The following is an 18,384-nucleotide window of genomic DNA, read 5'->3' as shown; positions in this document are numbered from 1 at the left end:
GGTTAATCTCGAAAAAAGCTATTTTTAGAACTCTAATTTCTTTTTACGCAATTCAAAATTTTGACCCAAATAAACACGGCGTACCATTTCGTCTTCTACCAATTCTTCCGGAATTCCTGCTTTTAAAATTCCACCTTCAAACATCAAATAAGTTTTGTCTGTAATGGCCAAAGTTTCCTGAACGTTGTGATCGGTAATTAGGATTCCGATGTTTTTGTTTTTTAATTGTGCAACAATTCGCTGAATATCTTCAACGGCAACGGGGTCAACACCTGCAAAAGGTTCGTCTAATAAAATAAATTTCGGATCGGTTGCCAAAGCACGAGCGATTTCGGTACGACGACGCTCACCTCCCGAAAGTAAATCACCTCGGTTGGTGCGAATATGTTCTAAGCTAAATTCTTCAATTAAACTTTCCATCTTTGCAATTTGCTCTTCTTTAGAAAGTTTGGTCAATTGCAAAACGCTAAGAATATTGTCTTCGATACTTAATTTTCTAAAAACAGAAGCTTCCTGAGCCAGATAGCCAATACCTTGCTGTGCGCGCTTGTACATTGGATAGTCGGTAATATTCAGATCATCAAGATAGATATTTCCTGAGTTTGGTTTTACCAATCCTACGATCATGTAAAATGAAGTTGTTTTTCCGGCACCATTTGGTCCTAAAAGTCCAACGATTTCCCCTTGGTTTACTTCAACAGAAATTCCTTTTACAACGCTTCGACCTTTGTAGGTTTTGATTAAATTATCGGCTCGTAGTTTCATTTTTTTAGTTTAAGCGTTTAAGCGTTTGAATCGTTTATTCGCTGCAAATTAACGAATAAACGATTCAACAAATAAACCTGTTAACATTTATTTAGTTTCGGCTTCTTCCAAAGCTTCCCAGAATTCGTATGCTCTGCGCAAATGCGGGATTACGATTGTTCCTCCAACAAGAGTTGCAATTCCCATTGCTTCCATCATTTCTTCTTTGGTTACTCCTTCTTTATGGCTGGTTTCTAAGTGGTATTTTACACAATCATCGCAGCGTAAAACGGCAGATGCAACAAGCCCTAAAAGTTCTTTTGTTTTTACATCAAGGGCACCGGGTGCGTAGGCATTGGTGTCAAGATTAAAGATTCGCTTAACAATTTTGTTGTTATCTGCGAGCAATTTTTCGTTCATTTTAGAACGATAGTCGTTAAATTCTTGAATTAATTCAGACATTTTCTTTGATTTTATTTTTATAAACAATTCTCGAAATAAGGATACTCACCTCGTAAATTAATAACATTGGTATAGCAACGATGGTTTGACTCACAACGTCTGGAGGTGTTACGATTGCTGCTACAATTAAGATGATGATAACAGCATATTTCCAATATTTCCTCAAAAAAGTAGGTGTTACCAGTCCTAATTTGGTTAAGAAATAAATGATGATGGGCAATTCAAAAAATAATCCGCTGGCGAGAATACTTGTTTTTACCATTCCCATATACGAGTCTAATGTAAATTGATTTTTTACTACATCACTCACTGAGAAAGTAGCAACAAAATTTACAGACATCGGAATGACTACATAATAGCCAAAAAGCACTCCCAAGAAAAATAATAAAGAAGAAGTGAAAATAAATGTCTTAGCATTTTTCTTTTCTTTTTCATACAAAGCGGGACTGATAAATTTCCAAACTTCCCATAGAATATAAGGAAAACTCATAACAAATCCTGCCAAAATACACATCCATACAAAGATGTTGACTTGACCTTCCATCTCGGTATTTTGTATAATAAAATTCAGTTCGGTGATGCAAATGCTATCTGCAAAGCCTAACTGATGAGATAAATCACAAAACCATTGATAGGTAAAAAACGTTGGCCGAGTTGGTCCCAAAAGAATTACATCAAAAAGATAATCACTAACAAAATAAGTAATAAAAGCCATGATGACTACTGCAATTGTACTTCTAACTAAAAGCCATCTTAGTTCTTCAAGATGGTCTAAGAACGACATTTCGCTCAGGTTTTTTTTTGCCATTATACGATTCCTTCTTTTAAAATATCATGTAAATGTAAAACTCCTTTGTATGTCCCTTCGTCTGAGACAATCAATTGGGTTATTGAAAAATCTTCAAGAATATTCAGGGCATCTACCGCCATAGTTTCTGAAGAAACCAGTTTCGGATTTTTAGTCATAATATCTTTGGCGGTTAAATCTGCGATGGAATCTCTGTCATTGAGCATTCTTCTAATGTCTCCATCGGTGATGATACCAATTATTTTGTCGTTTTCTATCACTGCGGTAACGCCCAATCGCTTTTCTGAAATTTCAAAAATTACTTTTTTAACAGAAGTTTCTGGAGTTACCATTGGTTTTAAAGAATGCTCTATCATATCTTTTACACGAAGCAAAAGTTTTTTACCTAATGCGCCACCAGGATGATAAACGGCAAAATCTTCGGGTTTAAAATCTCGCATTTCCATTAAACAAACGGCTAAGGCATCCCCCATGACAAGCTGTGCTGTAGTGCTGTTTGTTGGTGCTAAATTTATTGGACAGGCTTCCATATCAACCGTAGTGTTCAAAATGTAATCTGAACCTTTGGCCAAAAAAGAGGTAATATTTCCTGTTATTGCAATCAAAGTATTTCCAAAACGTTTTAATAATGGAACTAGAACTTTTATTTCAGGACTGTTTCCGCTTTTCGAAATACAAATAATAATATCTTCTTTTTGTATCATGCCTAAGTCGCCATGTATGGCTTCTGAAGCATGTAAAAACATAGAAGGTGTTCCTGTTGAATTGAAAGTAGCGACCATTTTTTGAGCAATTATGGCACTTTTCCCGATGCCTGTAACGATCAAACGGCCTTTGGTTTCGTAAATGCGTTGGGTAGCTTCGTAGAAATTTTCGTCAAGAAAATCAATTAGTTTTGTAATTGCTTCACTTTCAGAGAGTATTGTTTTTTTGGCGATAGCCAATATATTTTCTTTTGTTATCAAAACAGAATATTTAAAAATTTGTATGTATAAAAGAAAGTTGTATCTTTATGTGTTGCAAATTTATACAAAATACCATAATATAAAGAATGAATTCAAACGAAATTGAAATACACAAAGAATTAAAGAAGTATTTCGGCTTTAGCCAATTTAAGGGATTGCAGGAGCAGGTCATAACAAGTATCTTAGGTAAAAAGAATACGTTTGTGATTATGCCAACTGGTGGTGGAAAATCTCTTTGTTATCAATTGCCCGCTTTAATTCAAGATGGAACAGCAATAGTTGTTTCTCCTTTGATTGCTTTGATGAAAAATCAGGTAGATGCTATTCGAAGTCTTTCTTCAGAAAATGGCATTGCCCATGTTTTAAATTCTTCTCTTACCAAAACCGAAATTACTCAGGTAAAAAAAGATATTACTTCTGGTTTGACAAAGCTTTTGTATGTTGCTCCAGAATCTTTAACTAAAGAAGAATACGTGGCTTTCTTGCAAAGTGTTCCTATTTCTTTTGTAGCCATCGACGAAGCGCATTGTATTTCAGAATGGGGTCATGATTTTAGACCGGAGTACAGAAATCTGAAAAATATTATCAAGCAATTAGGAAGTGTACCCATTATTGGCCTTACCGCAACTGCAACGCCAAAAGTTCAGGAAGATATTCTTAAAAATCTTGAAATGTCGGATGCAACCACTTTTAAAGCATCCTTTAACAGACCTAATTTATATTACGAAGTTCGTACTAAAACTAAAAATATAGAATCGGATATTATTCGATTTATCAAACAACACAAAGGCAAATCTGGGATTATTTATTGCCTGAGCCGCAAAAAAGTCGAGTCAATTGCTGAGGTTTTACAGGTAAACGGTATTAGCGCGGTTCCTTATCACGCAGGTTTAGATGCCAAAACAAGAGCCAAACATCAAGACATGTTTTTGATGGAAGATGTAGACGTTGTAGTCGCTACAATAGCGTTTGGGATGGGAATTGATAAGCCAGACGTTCGATTCGTGATTCATCATGATATTCCAAAATCACTGGAAAGTTATTATCAAGAAACTGGTCGTGCAGGTCGTGATGGAGGAGAGGGACATTGCTTGGCATATTACTCGTATAAAGATGTCGAAAAACTAGAAAAATTCATGTCTGGAAAACCCGTTGCAGAGCAAGAAATAGGTTTTGCTTTATTGCAGGAAGTGGTGGCTTACGCCGAAACTTCGATGTCACGCCGTAAATTTCTGTTGCATTATTTTGGTGAAGAATTTCCGGATGACGGAGATGGTGCCGACATGGATGATAACGTTCGCAATCCTAAAAGCCGAATCGAAGCTCAGGATCAAGTGGTTAAATTGTTAGAAATTGTTCGCGATACCAAACATATTTATAAATCTAAAGAACTTGTTTATACCTTAATTGGACGCGTGAATGCAGTGATTAAAGCTCATAAAACAGATACGCAATCTTTTTTTGGGTCTGGTGCCGATCATGACGAAAAATATTGGATGGCTTTGCTTCGCCAAGTTTTGGTGACTGGTTATTTATCTAAGGATATCGAAACTTATGGGATTGTAAAAATCACCCAAAACGGATTGGACTTTATCAAAAAACCAGTTTCGTTTATGATGTCTGAAGACCACGAATATAACGAATCTGAAGATGATGCAATAGTAACAGCCGCAAAATCATCCGGAACAGCCGATGAAGTGTTGATGGGAATGTTGCGAGAATTACGAAAAAAAGTAGCCAAAAAACTCGGAGTACCACCATTTGTGGTCTTTCAGGATCCTTCGCTTGAAGATATGGCTTTAAAATATCCGATTAGCTTAACCGAGTTGTACAACATTCACGGTGTTGGAGAAGGAAAAGCTAAAAAATACGGAGGCGATTTTATAACTTTAATTAATCGCTATGTAGAGGATAACGATATTATTCGCCCAGACGATTTGGTCGTAAAATCTACCGGAGTAAATTCTGCCAACAAATTATACATCATCCAAAATATTGATAGAAAATTATCGCTTAACGATATTGCTTCTGCCAAAGGTCTTACAATGGATGCTTTGATTAAAGAAATGGAGCAAATTGTCTATGCGGGTACTAAGCTCAATATAAAATATTGGGTTGATGACATGCTCGATGATGATCAGCAAGAAGAAATTCATGATTATTTTATGGAATCAGAATCCGATAAAATCGAAGATGCTTTAAAAGAATTTGATGGGGATTATGATATTGATGAATTACGCTTAATGCGAATAAAATTTATTAGCGAAGTAGCGAATTAGATAAAAGTTAAATGTGAGATGTAAAATGTATTTTCGATACTTTCATCTCACATTTTTCATTTTACAGATTATCAGAATATACTTCCCCGCGATGTGGTTTCAAAGCATCACGAACCACGATCATATTTTCGTCAGTGACAACCATAAAAGCAATTGCATGCATGTCGTTGATGATTTTAAAGCCCGTAATATTTAGCGGAAGCTTTTCCATAGTGATATATTCTTTCAAATGAATTTCGTGGTGTTCTGCTGTTTTTGCAGCGGCTGGACCTCGAAAATCCCAAATCAATTTTATTTTTCTAGACATTATTTTTTGAGGTACAAAGGTTTTGAGGTACAAAGGTACAAAGTCTTTTTTAGCAAGATTAAAAATTTACTGTAGAATTAACCGTAAAGTGTGCTAAGATTTAATTTTACTTTGCGCATAGAAAATACCAAGTTCGCAAAGCTTTGTGTTTATCTAGCTTTGCAAACTTGGTCTTTTTGTAAAACAATACCTTTAAAATCTTATCGTACTTTGTGGTTAATTATATAAAGTCAGTTCAAAATACTATTTTTGCATCTTCTTTTCATAAATAGAAAAGCTAATTGAATAAATAAAAAAACAATGCCAAGAGAACTTTTACTTCAGGTGACACCCGAAATAGCCGCAAACGAATTGTTGCTGAAAGACTATTTATCCAAACAAATAAAAGTTTCCCCAAAAGAAATTCAACATGTTGCTATTTTAAAACGATCCATTGATGCACGTCAGAAAGCGATAAAAATCAATCTGAAAGTTAGTATTTTTCTGCAAGGAGAGCCTTTTCAGGAAAATAAAATAGAGTTACCTATATATAAGGATGTTTCTTCGGCTCAGGAAGTAATCGTCGTAGGAGCAGGTCCAGCCGGCCTTTTTGCTGCTTTGCAATTAATAGAATTAGGCTTAAAGCCGATTGTAATCGAACGTGGAAAAGATGTTCGTGGCCGTCGCCGAGACTTAAAAGCAATAAATGTAGATCATATCGTCAACGAAGATTCTAATTACTGTTTTGGCGAAGGTGGGGCAGGAACTTATTCTGACGGGAAATTGTACACACGCTCTAAAAAACGGGGCGATGTTACCCGAATTTTAGAACTTTTAGTAGCTTTTGGTGCTTCAGAAGATATTTTAATCGAAGCGCATCCGCATATTGGGACCAATAAATTACCAAAAATTATCGAAGACATTCGAAATAAAATCATCGAGTTTGGTGGTCAGGTTTTATTTGATACCCGAGTGACTGATATTTTGATAAAAAATAATGAAGTAGCAGGGATTGTGACTCAAAAGGGTGATCAAATTCTTGCTCAAAAATTAATCTTGGCCACAGGACATTCGGCACGAGATATTTTTGAATTATTAGACAGAAAGAAAATTTTTATCGAAGCAAAACCTTTTGCGTTAGGCGTTCGTGCAGAGCATTCGCAAACCTTAATTGATAGTATTCAGTATAGTTGTGATTATCGCGGAGAACATTTGCCACCGGCACCATATTCGATAGTAAAACAAGTAGGAGGTCGCGGAATGTATTCTTTTTGTATGTGTCCCGGTGGTGTAATTGCTGCTTGTGCCACAAGCCCTGGCGAAGTAGTTACCAACGGTTGGTCGCCATCAAAAAGAGATCAGATTACTGCAAATTCTGGAATTGTAATCGAATTAAAATTAGAAGATTTTAAACCTTTTGCCAAATTTGGCGCTTTGGCAGGAATGGAGTTTCAGAAAAGTATCGAGCAAAAAGCATGGCATTTAGCGGGACACTCGAGCGTTAGCGAACAGGCAAAGCAAACTCAAAAAGTACCCGCGCAACGAATGGTCGATTTTACGCAAAATAAAGTGTCTTCAGATATCCCGAAGACCTCTTATGTGCCAGGGACAACTTCCGTAGAAATGGGGCAGGTTTTTCCCGGGTTTCTTTCTCAGATATTGCGTGAAGGTTTTCAGGAATTCGGAAAATCGATGCGTGGTTATTTAACTAATGAAGCCATCCTGCATGCGCCGGAAAGTAGAACTTCATCACCAGTTCGTATTCCTAGAAATCCCGAAACTTACGAGCATTTGCAAATAAAAGGTTTGTATCCGTGCGGAGAGGGCGCTGGTTACGCAGGCGGAATAATATCGGCGGCTATTGATGGCGAAAAATGCGCTTTGATGATTGCTGCAACTTTAAAATAAAATAATTTTATGAAAAACTTCTTTTCAAATTTTTTCGGAAGAAATCATAATCCAGAATCAATAGTTTCGTTTGATGTTCTAAATTCGATTTACACTTATTTATATGAAGAAGTAAATCAGTTTGAATTTAAAATGAAAGGGATTCACGATACGGTTGCTGTGAATTTGTATTCTTTTCCAACGGCTTTTGATTATGAAGAGGCCCGAAATGAAATGGAGAAAAGTGGTTTTAAAAATGCTTATGAAGTTTTAAACGAATTATATAAAAAGATAAACATAGGGCCACTTTCTGCTGATCAAATCGAGCAGGGATTAGAATATGATTACATTCACATTCAATTTTATTCGGCTCCAACTCCAGAAATGAAGCAATATGTAAAACATGTTTTGCATAATTTTATCATTTTCTTTTGTTGTACCAATAGTTTAGAAACCAATGATTTTAGGGTTTTGTACAGCAATAGTTATTTTCTTAACTACACCAGAGCATTATTAGAAACAGAACCTATTACTGTCAATGAGCCGAAAAACGATATTCAGAAAATAGGTTTTAAAGAATTGGAGCGAGTGTTGCAAGGAATGTCTCAGTACTTAGAAATTGAATTACCGGAGGGCATTGTACTTTCTTCTCAGGAAAATTTATTGCCAGAAATTATCGAAGTTACTCAGGAAACTTTTCAGGAGTTTATCAGATTGGTTTCGAGAGGAAATATTGAAGAAAAGCTTCTCAAAAAACTATCAAAAAAGCTTTTAAAAAATTCTACAAAAGAATATTACGAAATGGTTGAGGGACATTTTGATTTTTTTGAAAGTATTGATTGCTGGAATAGTGACTGGAAATTTGATCCTGAAGATGCCGAATATTTCATTTCTGAAATGATTGGCAAAGCGCTTAATTTCGAGTATCCCGAAGAAACATATAGCCATGATTTATTTCCTTATATTCAGTCGGCATTAGGAAAATATGATCTCGAATTAATGACTTACGATACGCACGGCGATAATTACTTGTTTTTTGTAGCCAATAAAAAAGACGTTAACAGAATCTTAGAATTGTCTGAACTAACCAAGATTGAAGTCAATCAGTTGTAAAACAAAAAATAGTCTCATTTACAATTCAAATAAGACTATTTTTATATTTTGTTAAAACTTATATTTTAGGTAATTTCAATTCATTGAAAGTGCTTTTTTCTGAAGCTAATTTTTCAATTTCTTCCCATTTCCTTGGTGATTCAGCAGAGAGGTTTTCGTAAGAATCTTTTTTTATCAAAATATCATCTTCGATGCGAACACCAATATTCCACCATTTTTTATCACAATTGCTATTGGCTGGGATATAAATTCCTGGTTCGACGGTAATGATCATATTTTCTTTTAGCGCAGTTTTCGTACTCTTAAAATTTCCTTTGTCATGCACGTCTAAACCAAGGAAATGTGAGCACCCATGCGGATAATAAATTTTTACCTCTTCACGGTTTTTAATGATTCCTAATTTTAGTAATCCATTGGCTAAAAATTCTTTGGCAGTACTATTCAAATCGATAAGCGGAGTTCCTTCTTTACAGATTTTAAAAACAGCTTCCTGAGCATCGTATACCAACTGGTAGATGGCTTTTTGCTCTTCTGTAAATTTTCCGTTGGCCGGAATTGTTCTCGTGACATCTGCGGAGTAGCCGTGATATTCAGACCCAACATCCATCAATAATAGCTGATTATTCATTTTTGTGCTGTTGTTTTCGCCATAATGCAAAATACAACCGTTGGCACCAACACCCACAATTGGAGGATAGCCTTCGCCTTCTGCGCCATATTTTCTATGGATGTAGGCATGAATACCATCCGCTTCATTTTCGCTCATTTCGGTGTTTATCGCTTTCATCACTTCATTGTGAGCCACGCACGATAATCGAACAGATTTACGCATTAAATCGACCTCTTCGGGAGTTTTTATTTCGCGCAACGTACTGGTGATGTCATAAAAAGTTGCCAGTGATGCCGGGTCTTCTTGATTAATGCTCGCTTTTGCTTTGAAAGTTTGAAGTAACCCAAAAAGATCAAAGCCTGAAGTGTCGTTTGTTATGTCGGTTGGAATTTTGTCGTAGATAATTTTGCTGAATTTTTTAAAATCAATAGTAAAATCTTTAAAATCGCCTCCATTATAAACTGTCGAAACTCCTAGTTTTGCTTTCGTTCCCTCCACTCCAAGTCGTCTTCCGGTCCAGATTTCACGAGCGGCATTTCTTTCTCTGACAAAAAACACTTCGTTGTAAGAATCTGCTCCGACATTTTGTATTTCTTTAAATATAAATAAAACAGCATCTGGTTCTTTATAGCCCGTTAGGTAATATAAGTCTGGATTTTGATGAAAATTATAATTGATATCTCTTGAAAAAACTCTTTCGGGATACGAAAAAATAACGGCTACCGAATTTGCCGGCATCAAATTTCTAAATGCTTCACGTCTGCCTTTATGAAATTCTTTTGATAAATAGTCAGTCGGTAAATTTTCTTGCGAATGTATCAGATTTGTGCAAATTAAGAAAGTGAAAAATAGAAATAACTGCTTCATTTTTAGGTTTATTTGATGATTTTTTTGAGTTGCTCTTGACTGCAAATTACAAAAAAATACGAAAAGTAGTTCTAAATAAAAAACCGCCCATGAAAATGAGCGGTTATCTGAATCAATAATGTATAAAAAATATTATTTCTTTTTGAGTTTGTCTTTAAAAACCTTCTCGAACTTTTCTATTTTAGGTTGAATGACCATTTTACAGTAAGGCTGACTCTTGTTGTTGGCATAGTAGTTCTGATGATAATCTTCGGCTTTGTAAAAAGCTTTAAAAGGTTCAATCTTGGTCACAATTGGACTGTCATACACTTTTGCTTTGTTAAGCTCTGCAATGATACTTTCTGCTGCTTTTTTTTGCTCTGCATTTTTATAAAAAATTACAGAACGGTACTGAGTACCAACATCGGCACCTTGTCTGTTGAGTGTCGTTGGATCGTGAACGGTAAAAAAGACTTTAAAAATTTCATTAAGATCAGTGGTATTTTTATCAAAGGTTATTTGAACAACTTCCGCAGCTCCTGTTGTACCAGTACAAACCTCTTCGTAGCTGGGATTGGCAACGTGTCCTCCGGAAAAACCTGAAACTACAGATTTTACACCGTTCAAATTTTCATAAACAGCTTCAACGCACCAATAACAGCCTCCTCCAATGGTAATGGTTTCTATATTGATTGTTTTTTTTGTTTTGTCATTTTGTGCAAATCCGCTTAAAGAAAGCACAAAAAAACAAACTGCAATTATATTTTTCATAGTCAATTTATTTAGTATCAGGAATAAAATCAAGTGCAATCGAGTTCATGCAGTAACGTTTACCGGTTGGTTCTGGACCGTCATCAAATAAATGTCCCAGATGACCGTTACATCTTCCGCAAAGGGCTTCAATTCTTTCCATTCCCAGTGAGTTATCATTTTTATAAACAACGCTTTTTTTATTGTCTTGCTCAAAAAAACTTGGCCATCCGCAACTGCTTGCAAATTTGGCTCCGGATCTAAAAAGTTTGTTGCCGCAGGATGCGCAATAATACGTTCCCTTTTCGTCGGTGTTCCAGTATTTTCCTGTAAAAGGCCTTTCAGTATCTGCATTTCTCATCACATCATAAACATCTTCTGGAAGTACTTTTTTCCATTCGGCATTGCTCACAATAAGTTTTGTAGTGTCTGTGTTTGAATAATAAGGATTTCCTGGTTTTGATATTTTATTTTCCATAGTGGTAACTTTAGATGTTCCTTTTTTTGCAGTTTGTCCGCAAGCTTGAAGGATAAAAAGAGGTAATAAAAAGCAAATGCTAAAAAAATGTGTTTTTGTTTTCATAATGCATTAATTTTTGTATGTCAAAGGTACGAAGAGAGTTTGTTTAGAAATGTCGTACAGTTTACAATTCGGTTATTTTTAAGTATGTTTTAACTTTTTTTTATTTACGCAAAATAAAAGCCAATAGTTTTTAAAGATTATTTTTAATGGATTTTCTAAAAATATTTTTTTGTAATAATTTAAAAATTAAGGCTTTAAAAAGATTAATCCAAAGTTAAAATTATCACAATCTTTTCTGAGATTTTCTAAGCATTTCTTTTTTCGTATTTTTGTTAGGACAATAAGCCCTATGATAGAAGAAAACGTAATATTAGTTAATCAATATGATGAGCAAATTGGCTTAATGCCAAAATTAGAAGCACATGAAAAAGCACTTTTACACCGCGCTTTTTCAGTTTTTGTTTTAAATAATAAAAACGAAATCATGCTGCAGCAGCGAGCTCATCAAAAGTATCACTCACCTTTACTCTGGACCAATACATGCTGCAGTCATCAGCGTGAAGGGGAAAGCAACATCGAAGCCGGAAGCCGAAGATTGTTTGAAGAAATGGGTTTTAAAACCGAGTTGAAAGAGCTTTTTCATTTTATATATAAAGCTCCTTTTGATAATGGTTTGACTGAGCACGAACTCGATCACGTAATGATAGGTTATTTTAACGAGGAACCTATTATCAATCGAGAGGAAGTAGAAGACTGGAAATGGATGCCAATTGAAGAGGTTAAAAACGACATTCAACATCATCCTGAAAAGTATACTGTATGGTTCAAAATTATATTTGACGAATTTTATCACTATTTAGAAGATCACAAAATTTAAATTATTCTAACTAAAACCCGAAATGAGAGTAACCATATCAAGAAAAGCACATTTTAATGCTGCACATCGATTGTACAGAAAAGATTGGTCATTTGAAAAAAACGATGCTGTTTTTGGAAAATGCAACAATCCCAATTTTCACGGTCATAATTATGGTTTAACAGTAAGTGTTACAGGAAAAATTGACCCAGAAACTGGCTTTGTTTTGGATGTAAAAGTATTAGCGGACATTATACGTGAAGAAGTAGAAATTCCGTTTGATCACAAAAATCTGAATCTGGATGTACCGGAATTTCAGGATTTGAATCCAACTGCAGAAAATATTGCCGTTGTGATATGGAATAAAATTAGGAACAAAATTCAACCCAATTTTGATTTAGAAGTGGTGTTGAATGAAACAGATCGCAATTTTGTAACTTATAAAGGAGAAGAATAAATGTCACTAAAGATAGGAGATATCGTTCCGAATTTTACTGCAAAAGATAGTCATGGAGAGGTTTTCGAAAGCAAAAGTGTTTTAGGAAGAAAGCCACTAGTGATTTATTTTTACCCAAAAGACAATACGCCAGGTTGCACAACCGAAGCGTGCAGTTTTAGGGATCAATATGAAGATTTTAAAGATTTAGGCGCCGAAGTAATCGGAATTAGCAGCGATAGTGTAAAGTCGCACCAGAAATTTGCAAATAAATACCAGTTGCCTTTTCTATTGCTGTCAGATCAGGATAAAAAATTGAGACACCTTTTTGGTGTGCGCGATAATTTATTTGGTCTGTTGCCAGGAAGAGTCACTTATATCATTGATAGAAATGGTGTCGTTATTTATATTTTTGATAGTATGAATGCTTCAAAACATATCTCGAAAGCATTACAAATGATCAAAGAATTAGTTCTCTAAAGTATCTTATAAATTAATATTATCCAAAGAAAGTTATGTCAGCAAAATTATATCCTTTACAGTTTGAGCCCATTCTAAAAGAAAGAATTTGGGGAGGGCAAAAACTAAAAACAATTTTGAACAAACCAATTACTTCTCAAATTACAGGTGAAAGTTGGGAATTATCGACTGTAGAGGGCGATGTAAGTATTATCGCCAACGGAGATTTGAAAGGAAAATCATTGATGGAAATCATTAATGAATGGCCAAACGAAGTTTTAGGAACCAATGTTTATGAACGTTTTGGTAAACAATTTCCGCTGCTTTTTAAGTATTTAGATGCTCGTGAAGACCTTTCGATACAGGTGCATCCTAATGACAAATTAGCAAAAGAGCGTCATAACTCTTTTGGAAAAACCGAAATGTGGTTTGTAACTCAGGCAGATGAGGATGCCCGAATTATTGTTGGTTTTAAAGAAAATTCGAGTAAAGAAGAATATCTAAAACATTTGCAAGACAATACTTTGGTTGCTGTTTTAGACCAGGTAAAAGCAAAAGCCGGAGATGTTTTCTTTTTAGAAACAGGTACGGTTCATGCTATTGGCGCAGGTTTGGTCGTGGCTGAAATACAGCAGACCTCTGATATTACGTATCGTTTATACGATTTTGATCGTAAGGATGCTCAGGGCAATACCAGAGAATTACATGTAGATTTGGCATTGGATGCGATAAATTATAATAAGGTAGAAACGCAGAAAAAATATACTTCAACCGCGGATGCTTCTAATCTTGTTGTGGATTGCCCTTACTTTACGACCAATTTTATTCCGTTAGAAAATAAACAAGATGTGCATAAATCCGGTGTATCTTTTACGGTGTATATGTGTATCGAAGGAAGCTTTGATATTGAATTTGATGGTTTTAAACAGTCTTATAAAAAAGGAGATACAGTGTTGATTCCGGCAGCGATAATTAGATTTGTTCTGAGCGGAAAAGCTTCAATTTTAGAAATTTACATTTCATAGCACGTAATATAAAGATTATATGTACTTTTGCACACGCAAATTAAAATTAAAATAAAATGGCAAACGTTAAAAATTTAAAGAAAGACATCAACTTCGTATTAGGAGATATTATTGAAGCAATTTACTTGTTTGAAATGTCTACAACAGGAAATCCTACTCCAGAAACGAATGCTTTGATCGATGAGGCTATTGCTGCTTTTGATACTTTAATCACAAAAGTAAACGCAAAGAACGTTGAAAATAAAAAATCTCACTTCAAGCAAATAAATGTTGAATTGGAACAAACTGCAAATCAATTGATTGCTAAAATCAACGAATTGTAGGCAAAAAAAAGTATAAAAAAGTGCAAATATATTTTGGTAAAACGAAAAACAGACTTATATTTGCACCCGTAATGAGTCGCCAGCGTAGCTCAGTTGGCTAGAGCAGCTGATTTGTAATCAGCAGGTCGTGGGTTCGAGTCCCTCCGCCGGCTCAACAATAAACCATCACTTTTTAGTGGTGGTTTTTTTTTGGATAAAATTGAAAGATAGTAGTTTTTTATTTTAATTTAAAAACTTATCAACTCCAAAACCTACGGCGTTAGAAAGATTGGAAACCCAAATTTCTACTGGATGCAAATTGCGTTAGGGATGGAAGCGGTATCCTTTTGCGACCTTTTGTCTTATGGCGGAGCCAATCAAAATTTCCTCGCAAAAGATTTAGCGGACAGCCCGGCCCGGAGGGAAACGCCCCAATCATCCATCAATCTGTGAAGTATTTGGTACTGAAACGAGAGATATTATAAAATCAATGCCATAAGTGTAAAAGGAAAAATGATGCTTTGCAAGTGCGGTAAATTACTTTTGTATCGATTTTGTTTTGGAGTGCAGCATTTTTTGCAGGAATAGAAATTGTTTGGGTGATTGAAATAGTTCAATTTAGAGTGATGTTGTTTGGTAAATAGTGTAAACGATGAGGTTTTACTGTGGTAATTTATTTTTAGAATTAATAATAAGTTAGCAATAATTTTCCTATGTTTGTTATCTAACCAGTAAAATTATCACTAATGGAAGAATCATCAGTTTTTGAAAAATTTGAGTTGCAGCTCGATGAATCTGCAAAAAACTTTTTGAAGGAAACGGCCAAATGGGCTTATTTCTTGGGTATTATGGGCTTTGTCGGAATTGCCTTTATTGTAGTAATCGCAATTTTTGCAGGAGCAATTTTTTCTACAATGAGTAATACGGTTCCCGGAATGGGCGCAATGGGTGGCTCGTTTGGGGCCATTATAAGCGTTGTTTACATTCTTATTGCTATTGTTTATTTCTTTCCGGTTTATTATTTATTCAAGTTTGGTTCGAATACCAAAACGGCTTTTAGAGAAAATGATTCTGAAGCATTGACGGTTTCACTAGGATACTTAAAATCACATTTTAAATTTCTTGGAATATTTACTATTTCTATTCTGGTATTGTACGGACTTATTTTGGTTTTTGCAGTTCTTGGTTCTTTATTTGCAAGATAAATACTTCTTCTATAACGCAAAAAACGTCCTGAAATTCAGGACGTTTTTTTTTATAAAATAAAAATAATTTTATTTTTCTGACTTTTTAATATCGGCAACATATTTGGTTAGTTTTTTACCATAAAGCGATTGAGCCACTTTTGGTGTCATCGATTTTTGGATGGTGTCGAGAAATTTAATATTAATGTCGTAGATCTCTGCCAAAGCAATATAAGGCGCTATCTCGTGATCTTTATTGTTGATGGCAAAGTTGGTCGCAAATAAGTATTTTCTTTTGATATTAGAATCATTTTTAGCGTCAATACTATCGACTGCTTTTTGGTCTTGTCTTTTTATAGCCTTAAATCTGGCTTCAACCAATGCAAGGTTTTCATCATTAAAACGAGAGTTGATTTTCTTGTATTCGTCATACAACTCCTGATTTTTAGAGCCCGTAATTTTAGCTCCGAAAATAAAATTATCCAAATTGGTTTCGATATGGACATTTCCGGGCTCAGCAAAAAATAAAATATTATTGTCTAAAGAATTGGTTACACCACGATCTAAAAATAAATAAAGCATTTCTGGGGATGCTAGTTTTATATCTCTTTCGAAAGTTGAATTTCCATCGATTTTGATACTGTCTATTGCCACTAACGAAGTGTTAACGATGTGCTGAATGTACAAAGTACCGTTTTTTAATCCTTTTATGTTTCCAGTAAGATGTAAGGTGTCGGTTGATTCTTTTTTGTCACAAGAGGCGAATAGCGCAATTGCGGCAAAGGCAATAATTGATTTTTTCATTGGTTTTTACATTTTGCTGCAAAATAAAGAAAATAGTTTAAATGATAGGAGATCGTGCTTTAAAATTTCCAAAAAAAAATCCCAATCTATTGTTTAGATTGGGATTTCTTTAAGGTTTTATTTTTAATTTTTTAACCATGCATTTCTAAGTTTTTCTTTAGAAGCATCAGTTGCTTTGAAGGTTTCGATTTCTTCGTAAGGAAGTTTTACTGTTCCTTTGATCGTTTGCTCTGCTCCGTTGCGTTTTATCAAAATCGTGATTGGATCATTTTCTTTCCAGCCTTGGCTTTCTCCTACTAAATCATAAATATTATCTAGTGAATAAGGCTTGTTGTTTACTGATAAAATAATATCGCCGCTTTTAAGATTTAAATTCTTGTAAAAATCATTTAATTCTATTTCAGGGCGTATCGAAATTTGTTTTGTCTCTTTACTCACTTTAATATATGGAGTCTGTCCTTTTATGAAAACACCTCCTGGCTTTTTGTCGGTGCTTTTGGTTACACCTACTTTGGCCAAATAAGTATCATAAGCGATTGGAGTAGTTCCTGCAACATGTGTTTTTAAGAATTCACCCACTTCAGGATAGGTTAATTGTGTGATTTTTGCAAAAAGTTCGTTGTCATTGAATGGTTTTTCAACACCATATTCCTCCGCTAATTTATGCATCAAATCAAGGATTCCTCTCTCTCCATTGCTTTTTTCTCTAATAATGATGTCAATACACATACCTATTAAAGCGCCTTTTTGGTATACATTCAAATATTGTGCTTTGTAAGGCTCTTTTAGGACATTGGCACTCATTGTGGTAAATGACATGGTGTCGTTTAGTGCTTTTGCTTGCTCAATTTTGTCTGCAATACGATTGTAAAAATCAGCCTCATCAATCAGCCCTTGATTGATTTGAAAAAGATTAGCAAAATACTCAGTTACACCTTCGTACATCCATAAATGCTCTGACATTTTAGGATCGTTGTAATCAAAGTACTGAATTTCTTTTGAGTGAATAGTCAATGGTGTTACAATATGAAAAAACTCATGCGATACAACATCTTTCATAGATTCTACCAATCTTTCTTTAGGCATTGTTTCTGGTAAGACTACCGTTGTAGCAGTAGGATGTTCTAGCGCTCCAAAACCATGAGCGTCATCTTTTGCCATGCTGGACAAATACAATAAAACGGTGTATTTTTTGGTAGCATTTACTTTGCCTAAAAAGTTTTTCTGGGCAGTCATCATCGTTTTCATCTCCGGAGTGATGCTTTCTGCGGTAAATTTTCCTGTTGGAGAATACACAGCGATCAAAATATCCATTCCGTTTACATTAAAAGTAGTATAATCTGGTTTAGAGTACATGATAGGGTTTTCTACCAGAATAGCATAACGTGGCGTTGTAAATTTATCACTTGTAGTATTGGCATCTTCATCTGTCATAGATGTAGCACCCCAAAGTGTTTCAGGATGCGTAATAGTGACATTATACGGAACATCTAATTTGTCTTTAAAGTATCCCACAAAACCATGTGTGTTTACCATAAAGTTGATTCCTGCATTGATGTTTGTTCCAGCTGGCGAGAATACATCATCATTGCCAAAACCTGTACCTTTTTCGGTATCAAAAGTGTCACCTACCAAATAAGTGATCTTTTGTAATTTTTTAGCATCAGCAATAGACCATGAGTTATCATCAATTCTTTTTACTGTTAACTCATTTCCTTTAGCATCAAAAGCTTTAAAACTATCAGAATATTTCCCGTAGTTGTCTGTAGAGTAGGTTCCCGGAACTGTTTTTGGAATGCTGTAAACAATCTCATCTGTTTTGATCGAAGGCGCTGTTACCGTTACCAAAACTTTATCATCTTTTACATCTGTCAGGTTGATGTTGACATCAACTGTGTTTTTTTTTGCAGCATTAGAACCGCTACCTGTTTTACAGCTCCAAAGTGTTACTGCAAGAACCAGGGTATAAACTATTTTTTTCATTTGTTTGTGTTTAGTTATTCATTTGTCTTACAAAATGTAAAATTGTTACAACAAATATAAAA

Annotated in this window: 19 protein-coding genes and 1 tRNA gene; 10 read left to right on the top strand and 10 right to left on the bottom strand. The window is 34.9% G+C overall.

Annotation, left to right across the window (positions count from 1 at the left end; translation table 11 throughout):
* Positions 1 to 24 precede the first annotated feature (24 nt).
* The 4 genes from lptB to LNP22_RS01730 all read right to left on the bottom strand — a co-directional run bounded on the left by lptB (position 25) and on the right by LNP22_RS01730 (position 2,979).
* On the bottom strand, positions 25 to 765 hold the full coding sequence (lptB, locus tag LNP22_RS01745) for an LPS export ABC transporter ATP-binding protein (protein WP_007803831.1): 741 nt from the start codon (positions 763 to 765) through the stop codon (positions 25 to 27).
* 87 nt (positions 766 to 852) lie between these two features.
* Positions 853 to 1,206 carry a carboxymuconolactone decarboxylase family protein gene (locus LNP22_RS01740; protein ID WP_210665854.1) on the bottom strand — a complete coding sequence of 118 codons (354 nt, stop codon included), beginning with the start codon at positions 1,204 to 1,206 and terminating at the stop codon, positions 853 to 855.
* A complete protein-coding gene (tatC, locus tag LNP22_RS01735; protein WP_229975029.1) occupies positions 1,199 to 2,014 on the bottom strand; it encodes a twin-arginine translocase subunit TatC in 816 nt (271 codons plus the stop codon). The genes LNP22_RS01740 and tatC overlap by 8 nt, the downstream gene beginning before the upstream one ends.
* A complete protein-coding gene (locus tag LNP22_RS01730) occupies positions 2,014 to 2,979 on the bottom strand; it encodes a KpsF/GutQ family sugar-phosphate isomerase (RefSeq protein ID WP_210665856.1) in 966 nt (321 codons plus the stop codon). Before LNP22_RS01730 ends, tatC begins: the two co-directional genes overlap by 1 nt.
* Positions 2,980 to 3,065: 86 nt before the next feature.
* Between LNP22_RS01730 and recQ the strand changes: the two genes are divergently transcribed.
* On the top strand, positions 3,066 to 5,258 hold the full coding sequence (gene recQ, locus LNP22_RS01725) for a DNA helicase RecQ (protein WP_229975028.1): 2,193 nt from the start codon (positions 3,066 to 3,068) through the stop codon (positions 5,256 to 5,258).
* A 61-nt stretch (positions 5,259 to 5,319) separates the two neighbouring features.
* On the opposite strand, the gene LNP22_RS01720 is transcribed toward recQ, so the two are convergent.
* Positions 5,320 to 5,565 (bottom strand): hypothetical protein, encoded by a 246-nt coding sequence (locus tag LNP22_RS01720; RefSeq protein ID WP_229975027.1) that lies wholly within the window; start codon positions 5,563 to 5,565, stop codon positions 5,320 to 5,322.
* Positions 5,566 to 5,865: 300 nt separating this feature from the next.
* Here LNP22_RS01720 and LNP22_RS01715 point away from each other — a divergent pair, with 300 nt between their 5' ends.
* Positions 5,866 to 7,452: an NAD(P)/FAD-dependent oxidoreductase gene (locus LNP22_RS01715; RefSeq protein ID WP_229975026.1), complete on the top strand. Its 1,587-nt coding sequence runs from the start codon at positions 5,866 to 5,868 to the stop codon at positions 7,450 to 7,452.
* Positions 7,453 to 7,461: 9 nt separating this feature from the next.
* The gene (locus LNP22_RS01710; protein WP_229975025.1) at positions 7,462 to 8,544 is read left to right on the top strand and encodes a DUF6630 family protein; all 1,083 of its coding nucleotides are present in this window, start codon (positions 7,462 to 7,464) and stop codon (positions 8,542 to 8,544) included.
* Positions 8,545 to 8,602: 58 nt separating this feature from the next.
* On the opposite strand, the gene LNP22_RS01705 is transcribed toward LNP22_RS01710, so the two are convergent.
* The 3 genes from LNP22_RS01705 to msrB form a co-directional block, all read right to left on the bottom strand.
* Positions 8,603 to 10,021: an aminopeptidase P N-terminal domain-containing protein gene (locus LNP22_RS01705; protein WP_229975024.1), complete on the bottom strand. Its 1,419-nt coding sequence runs from the start codon at positions 10,019 to 10,021 to the stop codon at positions 8,603 to 8,605.
* A 132-nt stretch (positions 10,022 to 10,153) separates the two neighbouring features.
* Positions 10,154 to 10,771, bottom strand: a complete 618-nt coding sequence (gene msrA / locus LNP22_RS01700) for a peptide-methionine (S)-S-oxide reductase MsrA (protein ID WP_229975023.1) — start codon at positions 10,769 to 10,771, stop codon at positions 10,154 to 10,156.
* 7 nt (positions 10,772 to 10,778) lie between these two features.
* Positions 10,779 to 11,333, bottom strand: a complete 555-nt coding sequence (gene msrB / locus LNP22_RS01695) for a peptide-methionine (R)-S-oxide reductase MsrB (protein WP_229975022.1) — start codon at positions 11,331 to 11,333, stop codon at positions 10,779 to 10,781.
* A gap of 289 nt (positions 11,334 to 11,622) precedes the next feature.
* Between msrB and idi the strand changes: the two genes are divergently transcribed.
* The 7 genes from idi to LNP22_RS01660 all read left to right on the top strand — a co-directional run bounded on the left by idi (position 11,623) and on the right by LNP22_RS01660 (position 15,556).
* Positions 11,623 to 12,150: an isopentenyl-diphosphate Delta-isomerase gene (gene idi, locus LNP22_RS01690; RefSeq protein WP_210665866.1), complete on the top strand. Its 528-nt coding sequence runs from the start codon at positions 11,623 to 11,625 to the stop codon at positions 12,148 to 12,150.
* A gap of 22 nt (positions 12,151 to 12,172) precedes the next feature.
* On the top strand, positions 12,173 to 12,586 hold the full coding sequence (locus LNP22_RS01685) for a 6-pyruvoyl trahydropterin synthase family protein (protein WP_229975021.1): 414 nt from the start codon (positions 12,173 to 12,175) through the stop codon (positions 12,584 to 12,586).
* The gene (locus LNP22_RS01680) at positions 12,587 to 13,045 is read left to right on the top strand and encodes a peroxiredoxin (protein ID WP_229975020.1); all 459 of its coding nucleotides are present in this window, start codon (positions 12,587 to 12,589) and stop codon (positions 13,043 to 13,045) included.
* Positions 13,046 to 13,080: 35 nt separating this feature from the next.
* A complete protein-coding gene (locus LNP22_RS01675; RefSeq protein ID WP_229975019.1) occupies positions 13,081 to 14,049 on the top strand; it encodes a type I phosphomannose isomerase catalytic subunit in 969 nt (322 codons plus the stop codon).
* A 56-nt stretch (positions 14,050 to 14,105) separates the two neighbouring features.
* Positions 14,106 to 14,372, top strand: a complete 267-nt coding sequence (locus tag LNP22_RS01670; protein ID WP_160374524.1) for a hypothetical protein — start codon at positions 14,106 to 14,108, stop codon at positions 14,370 to 14,372.
* Positions 14,373 to 14,450: 78 nt separating this feature from the next.
* Positions 14,451 to 14,524, top strand: a tRNA-Thr gene (locus LNP22_RS01665).
* A 573-nt stretch (positions 14,525 to 15,097) separates the two neighbouring features.
* A complete protein-coding gene (locus LNP22_RS01660; RefSeq protein WP_210668418.1) occupies positions 15,098 to 15,556 on the top strand; it encodes a DUF5362 family protein in 459 nt (152 codons plus the stop codon).
* Positions 15,557 to 15,625: 69 nt separating this feature from the next.
* Here the strand turns inward: LNP22_RS01660 and LNP22_RS01655 are convergent, their stop codons facing one another.
* Together LNP22_RS01655 and LNP22_RS01650 are read right to left on the bottom strand one after the other, a co-directional pair.
* Entirely contained in the window at positions 15,626 to 16,339 is a 714-nt protein-coding gene (locus tag LNP22_RS01655) for a DUF4369 domain-containing protein (RefSeq protein WP_229975018.1), read from the bottom strand.
* A gap of 123 nt (positions 16,340 to 16,462) precedes the next feature.
* Positions 16,463 to 18,322: a M61 family metallopeptidase gene (locus LNP22_RS01650; RefSeq protein WP_229975017.1), complete on the bottom strand. Its 1,860-nt coding sequence runs from the start codon at positions 18,320 to 18,322 to the stop codon at positions 16,463 to 16,465.
* Between the last annotated feature and the right edge of the window lie 62 nt (positions 18,323 to 18,384).

The organism is Flavobacterium flavipigmentatum (assembly GCF_020911905.1).
Classification (GTDB): domain Bacteria; phylum Bacteroidota; class Bacteroidia; order Flavobacteriales; family Flavobacteriaceae; genus Flavobacterium; species Flavobacterium flavipigmentatum.
This window is presented reverse-complemented; position numbering and strand designations above follow the sequence as displayed.

Coding starts and splice junctions, on each gene's coding strand:
- lptB (WP_007803831.1), bottom strand. CDS start 765: ATGAAACTACGAGCCGATAATTTAATCAAAACCTACAAAGGTCGAAGC.
- LNP22_RS01740 (WP_210665854.1), bottom strand. CDS start 1,206: ATGTCTGAATTAATTCAAGAATTTAACGACTATCGTTCTAAAATGAAC.
- tatC (WP_229975029.1), bottom strand. CDS start 2,014: ATGGCAAAAAAAAACCTGAGCGAAATGTCGTTCTTAGACCATCTTGAA.
- recQ (WP_229975028.1), top strand. CDS start 3,066: ATGAATTCAAACGAAATTGAAATACACAAAGAATTAAAGAAGTATTTC.
- LNP22_RS01720 (WP_229975027.1), bottom strand. CDS start 5,565: ATGTCTAGAAAAATAAAATTGATTTGGGATTTTCGAGGTCCAGCCGCT.
- LNP22_RS01715 (WP_229975026.1), top strand. CDS start 5,866: ATGCCAAGAGAACTTTTACTTCAGGTGACACCCGAAATAGCCGCAAAC.
- LNP22_RS01710 (WP_229975025.1), top strand. CDS start 7,462: ATGAAAAACTTCTTTTCAAATTTTTTCGGAAGAAATCATAATCCAGAA.
- LNP22_RS01705 (WP_229975024.1), bottom strand. CDS start 10,021: ATGAAGCAGTTATTTCTATTTTTCACTTTCTTAATTTGCACAAATCTG.
- msrA (WP_229975023.1), bottom strand. CDS start 10,771: ATGAAAAATATAATTGCAGTTTGTTTTTTTGTGCTTTCTTTAAGCGGA.
- msrB (WP_229975022.1), bottom strand. CDS start 11,333: ATGAAAACAAAAACACATTTTTTTAGCATTTGCTTTTTATTACCTCTT.
- idi (WP_210665866.1), top strand. CDS start 11,623: ATGATAGAAGAAAACGTAATATTAGTTAATCAATATGATGAGCAAATT.
- LNP22_RS01685 (WP_229975021.1), top strand. CDS start 12,173: ATGAGAGTAACCATATCAAGAAAAGCACATTTTAATGCTGCACATCGA.
- LNP22_RS01680 (WP_229975020.1), top strand. CDS start 12,587: ATGTCACTAAAGATAGGAGATATCGTTCCGAATTTTACTGCAAAAGAT.
- LNP22_RS01675 (WP_229975019.1), top strand. CDS start 13,081: ATGTCAGCAAAATTATATCCTTTACAGTTTGAGCCCATTCTAAAAGAA.
- LNP22_RS01670 (WP_160374524.1), top strand. CDS start 14,106: ATGGCAAACGTTAAAAATTTAAAGAAAGACATCAACTTCGTATTAGGA.
- LNP22_RS01660 (WP_210668418.1), top strand. CDS start 15,098: ATGGAAGAATCATCAGTTTTTGAAAAATTTGAGTTGCAGCTCGATGAA.
- LNP22_RS01655 (WP_229975018.1), bottom strand. CDS start 16,339: ATGAAAAAATCAATTATTGCCTTTGCCGCAATTGCGCTATTCGCCTCT.
- LNP22_RS01650 (WP_229975017.1), bottom strand. CDS start 18,322: ATGAAAAAAATAGTTTATACCCTGGTTCTTGCAGTAACACTTTGGAGC.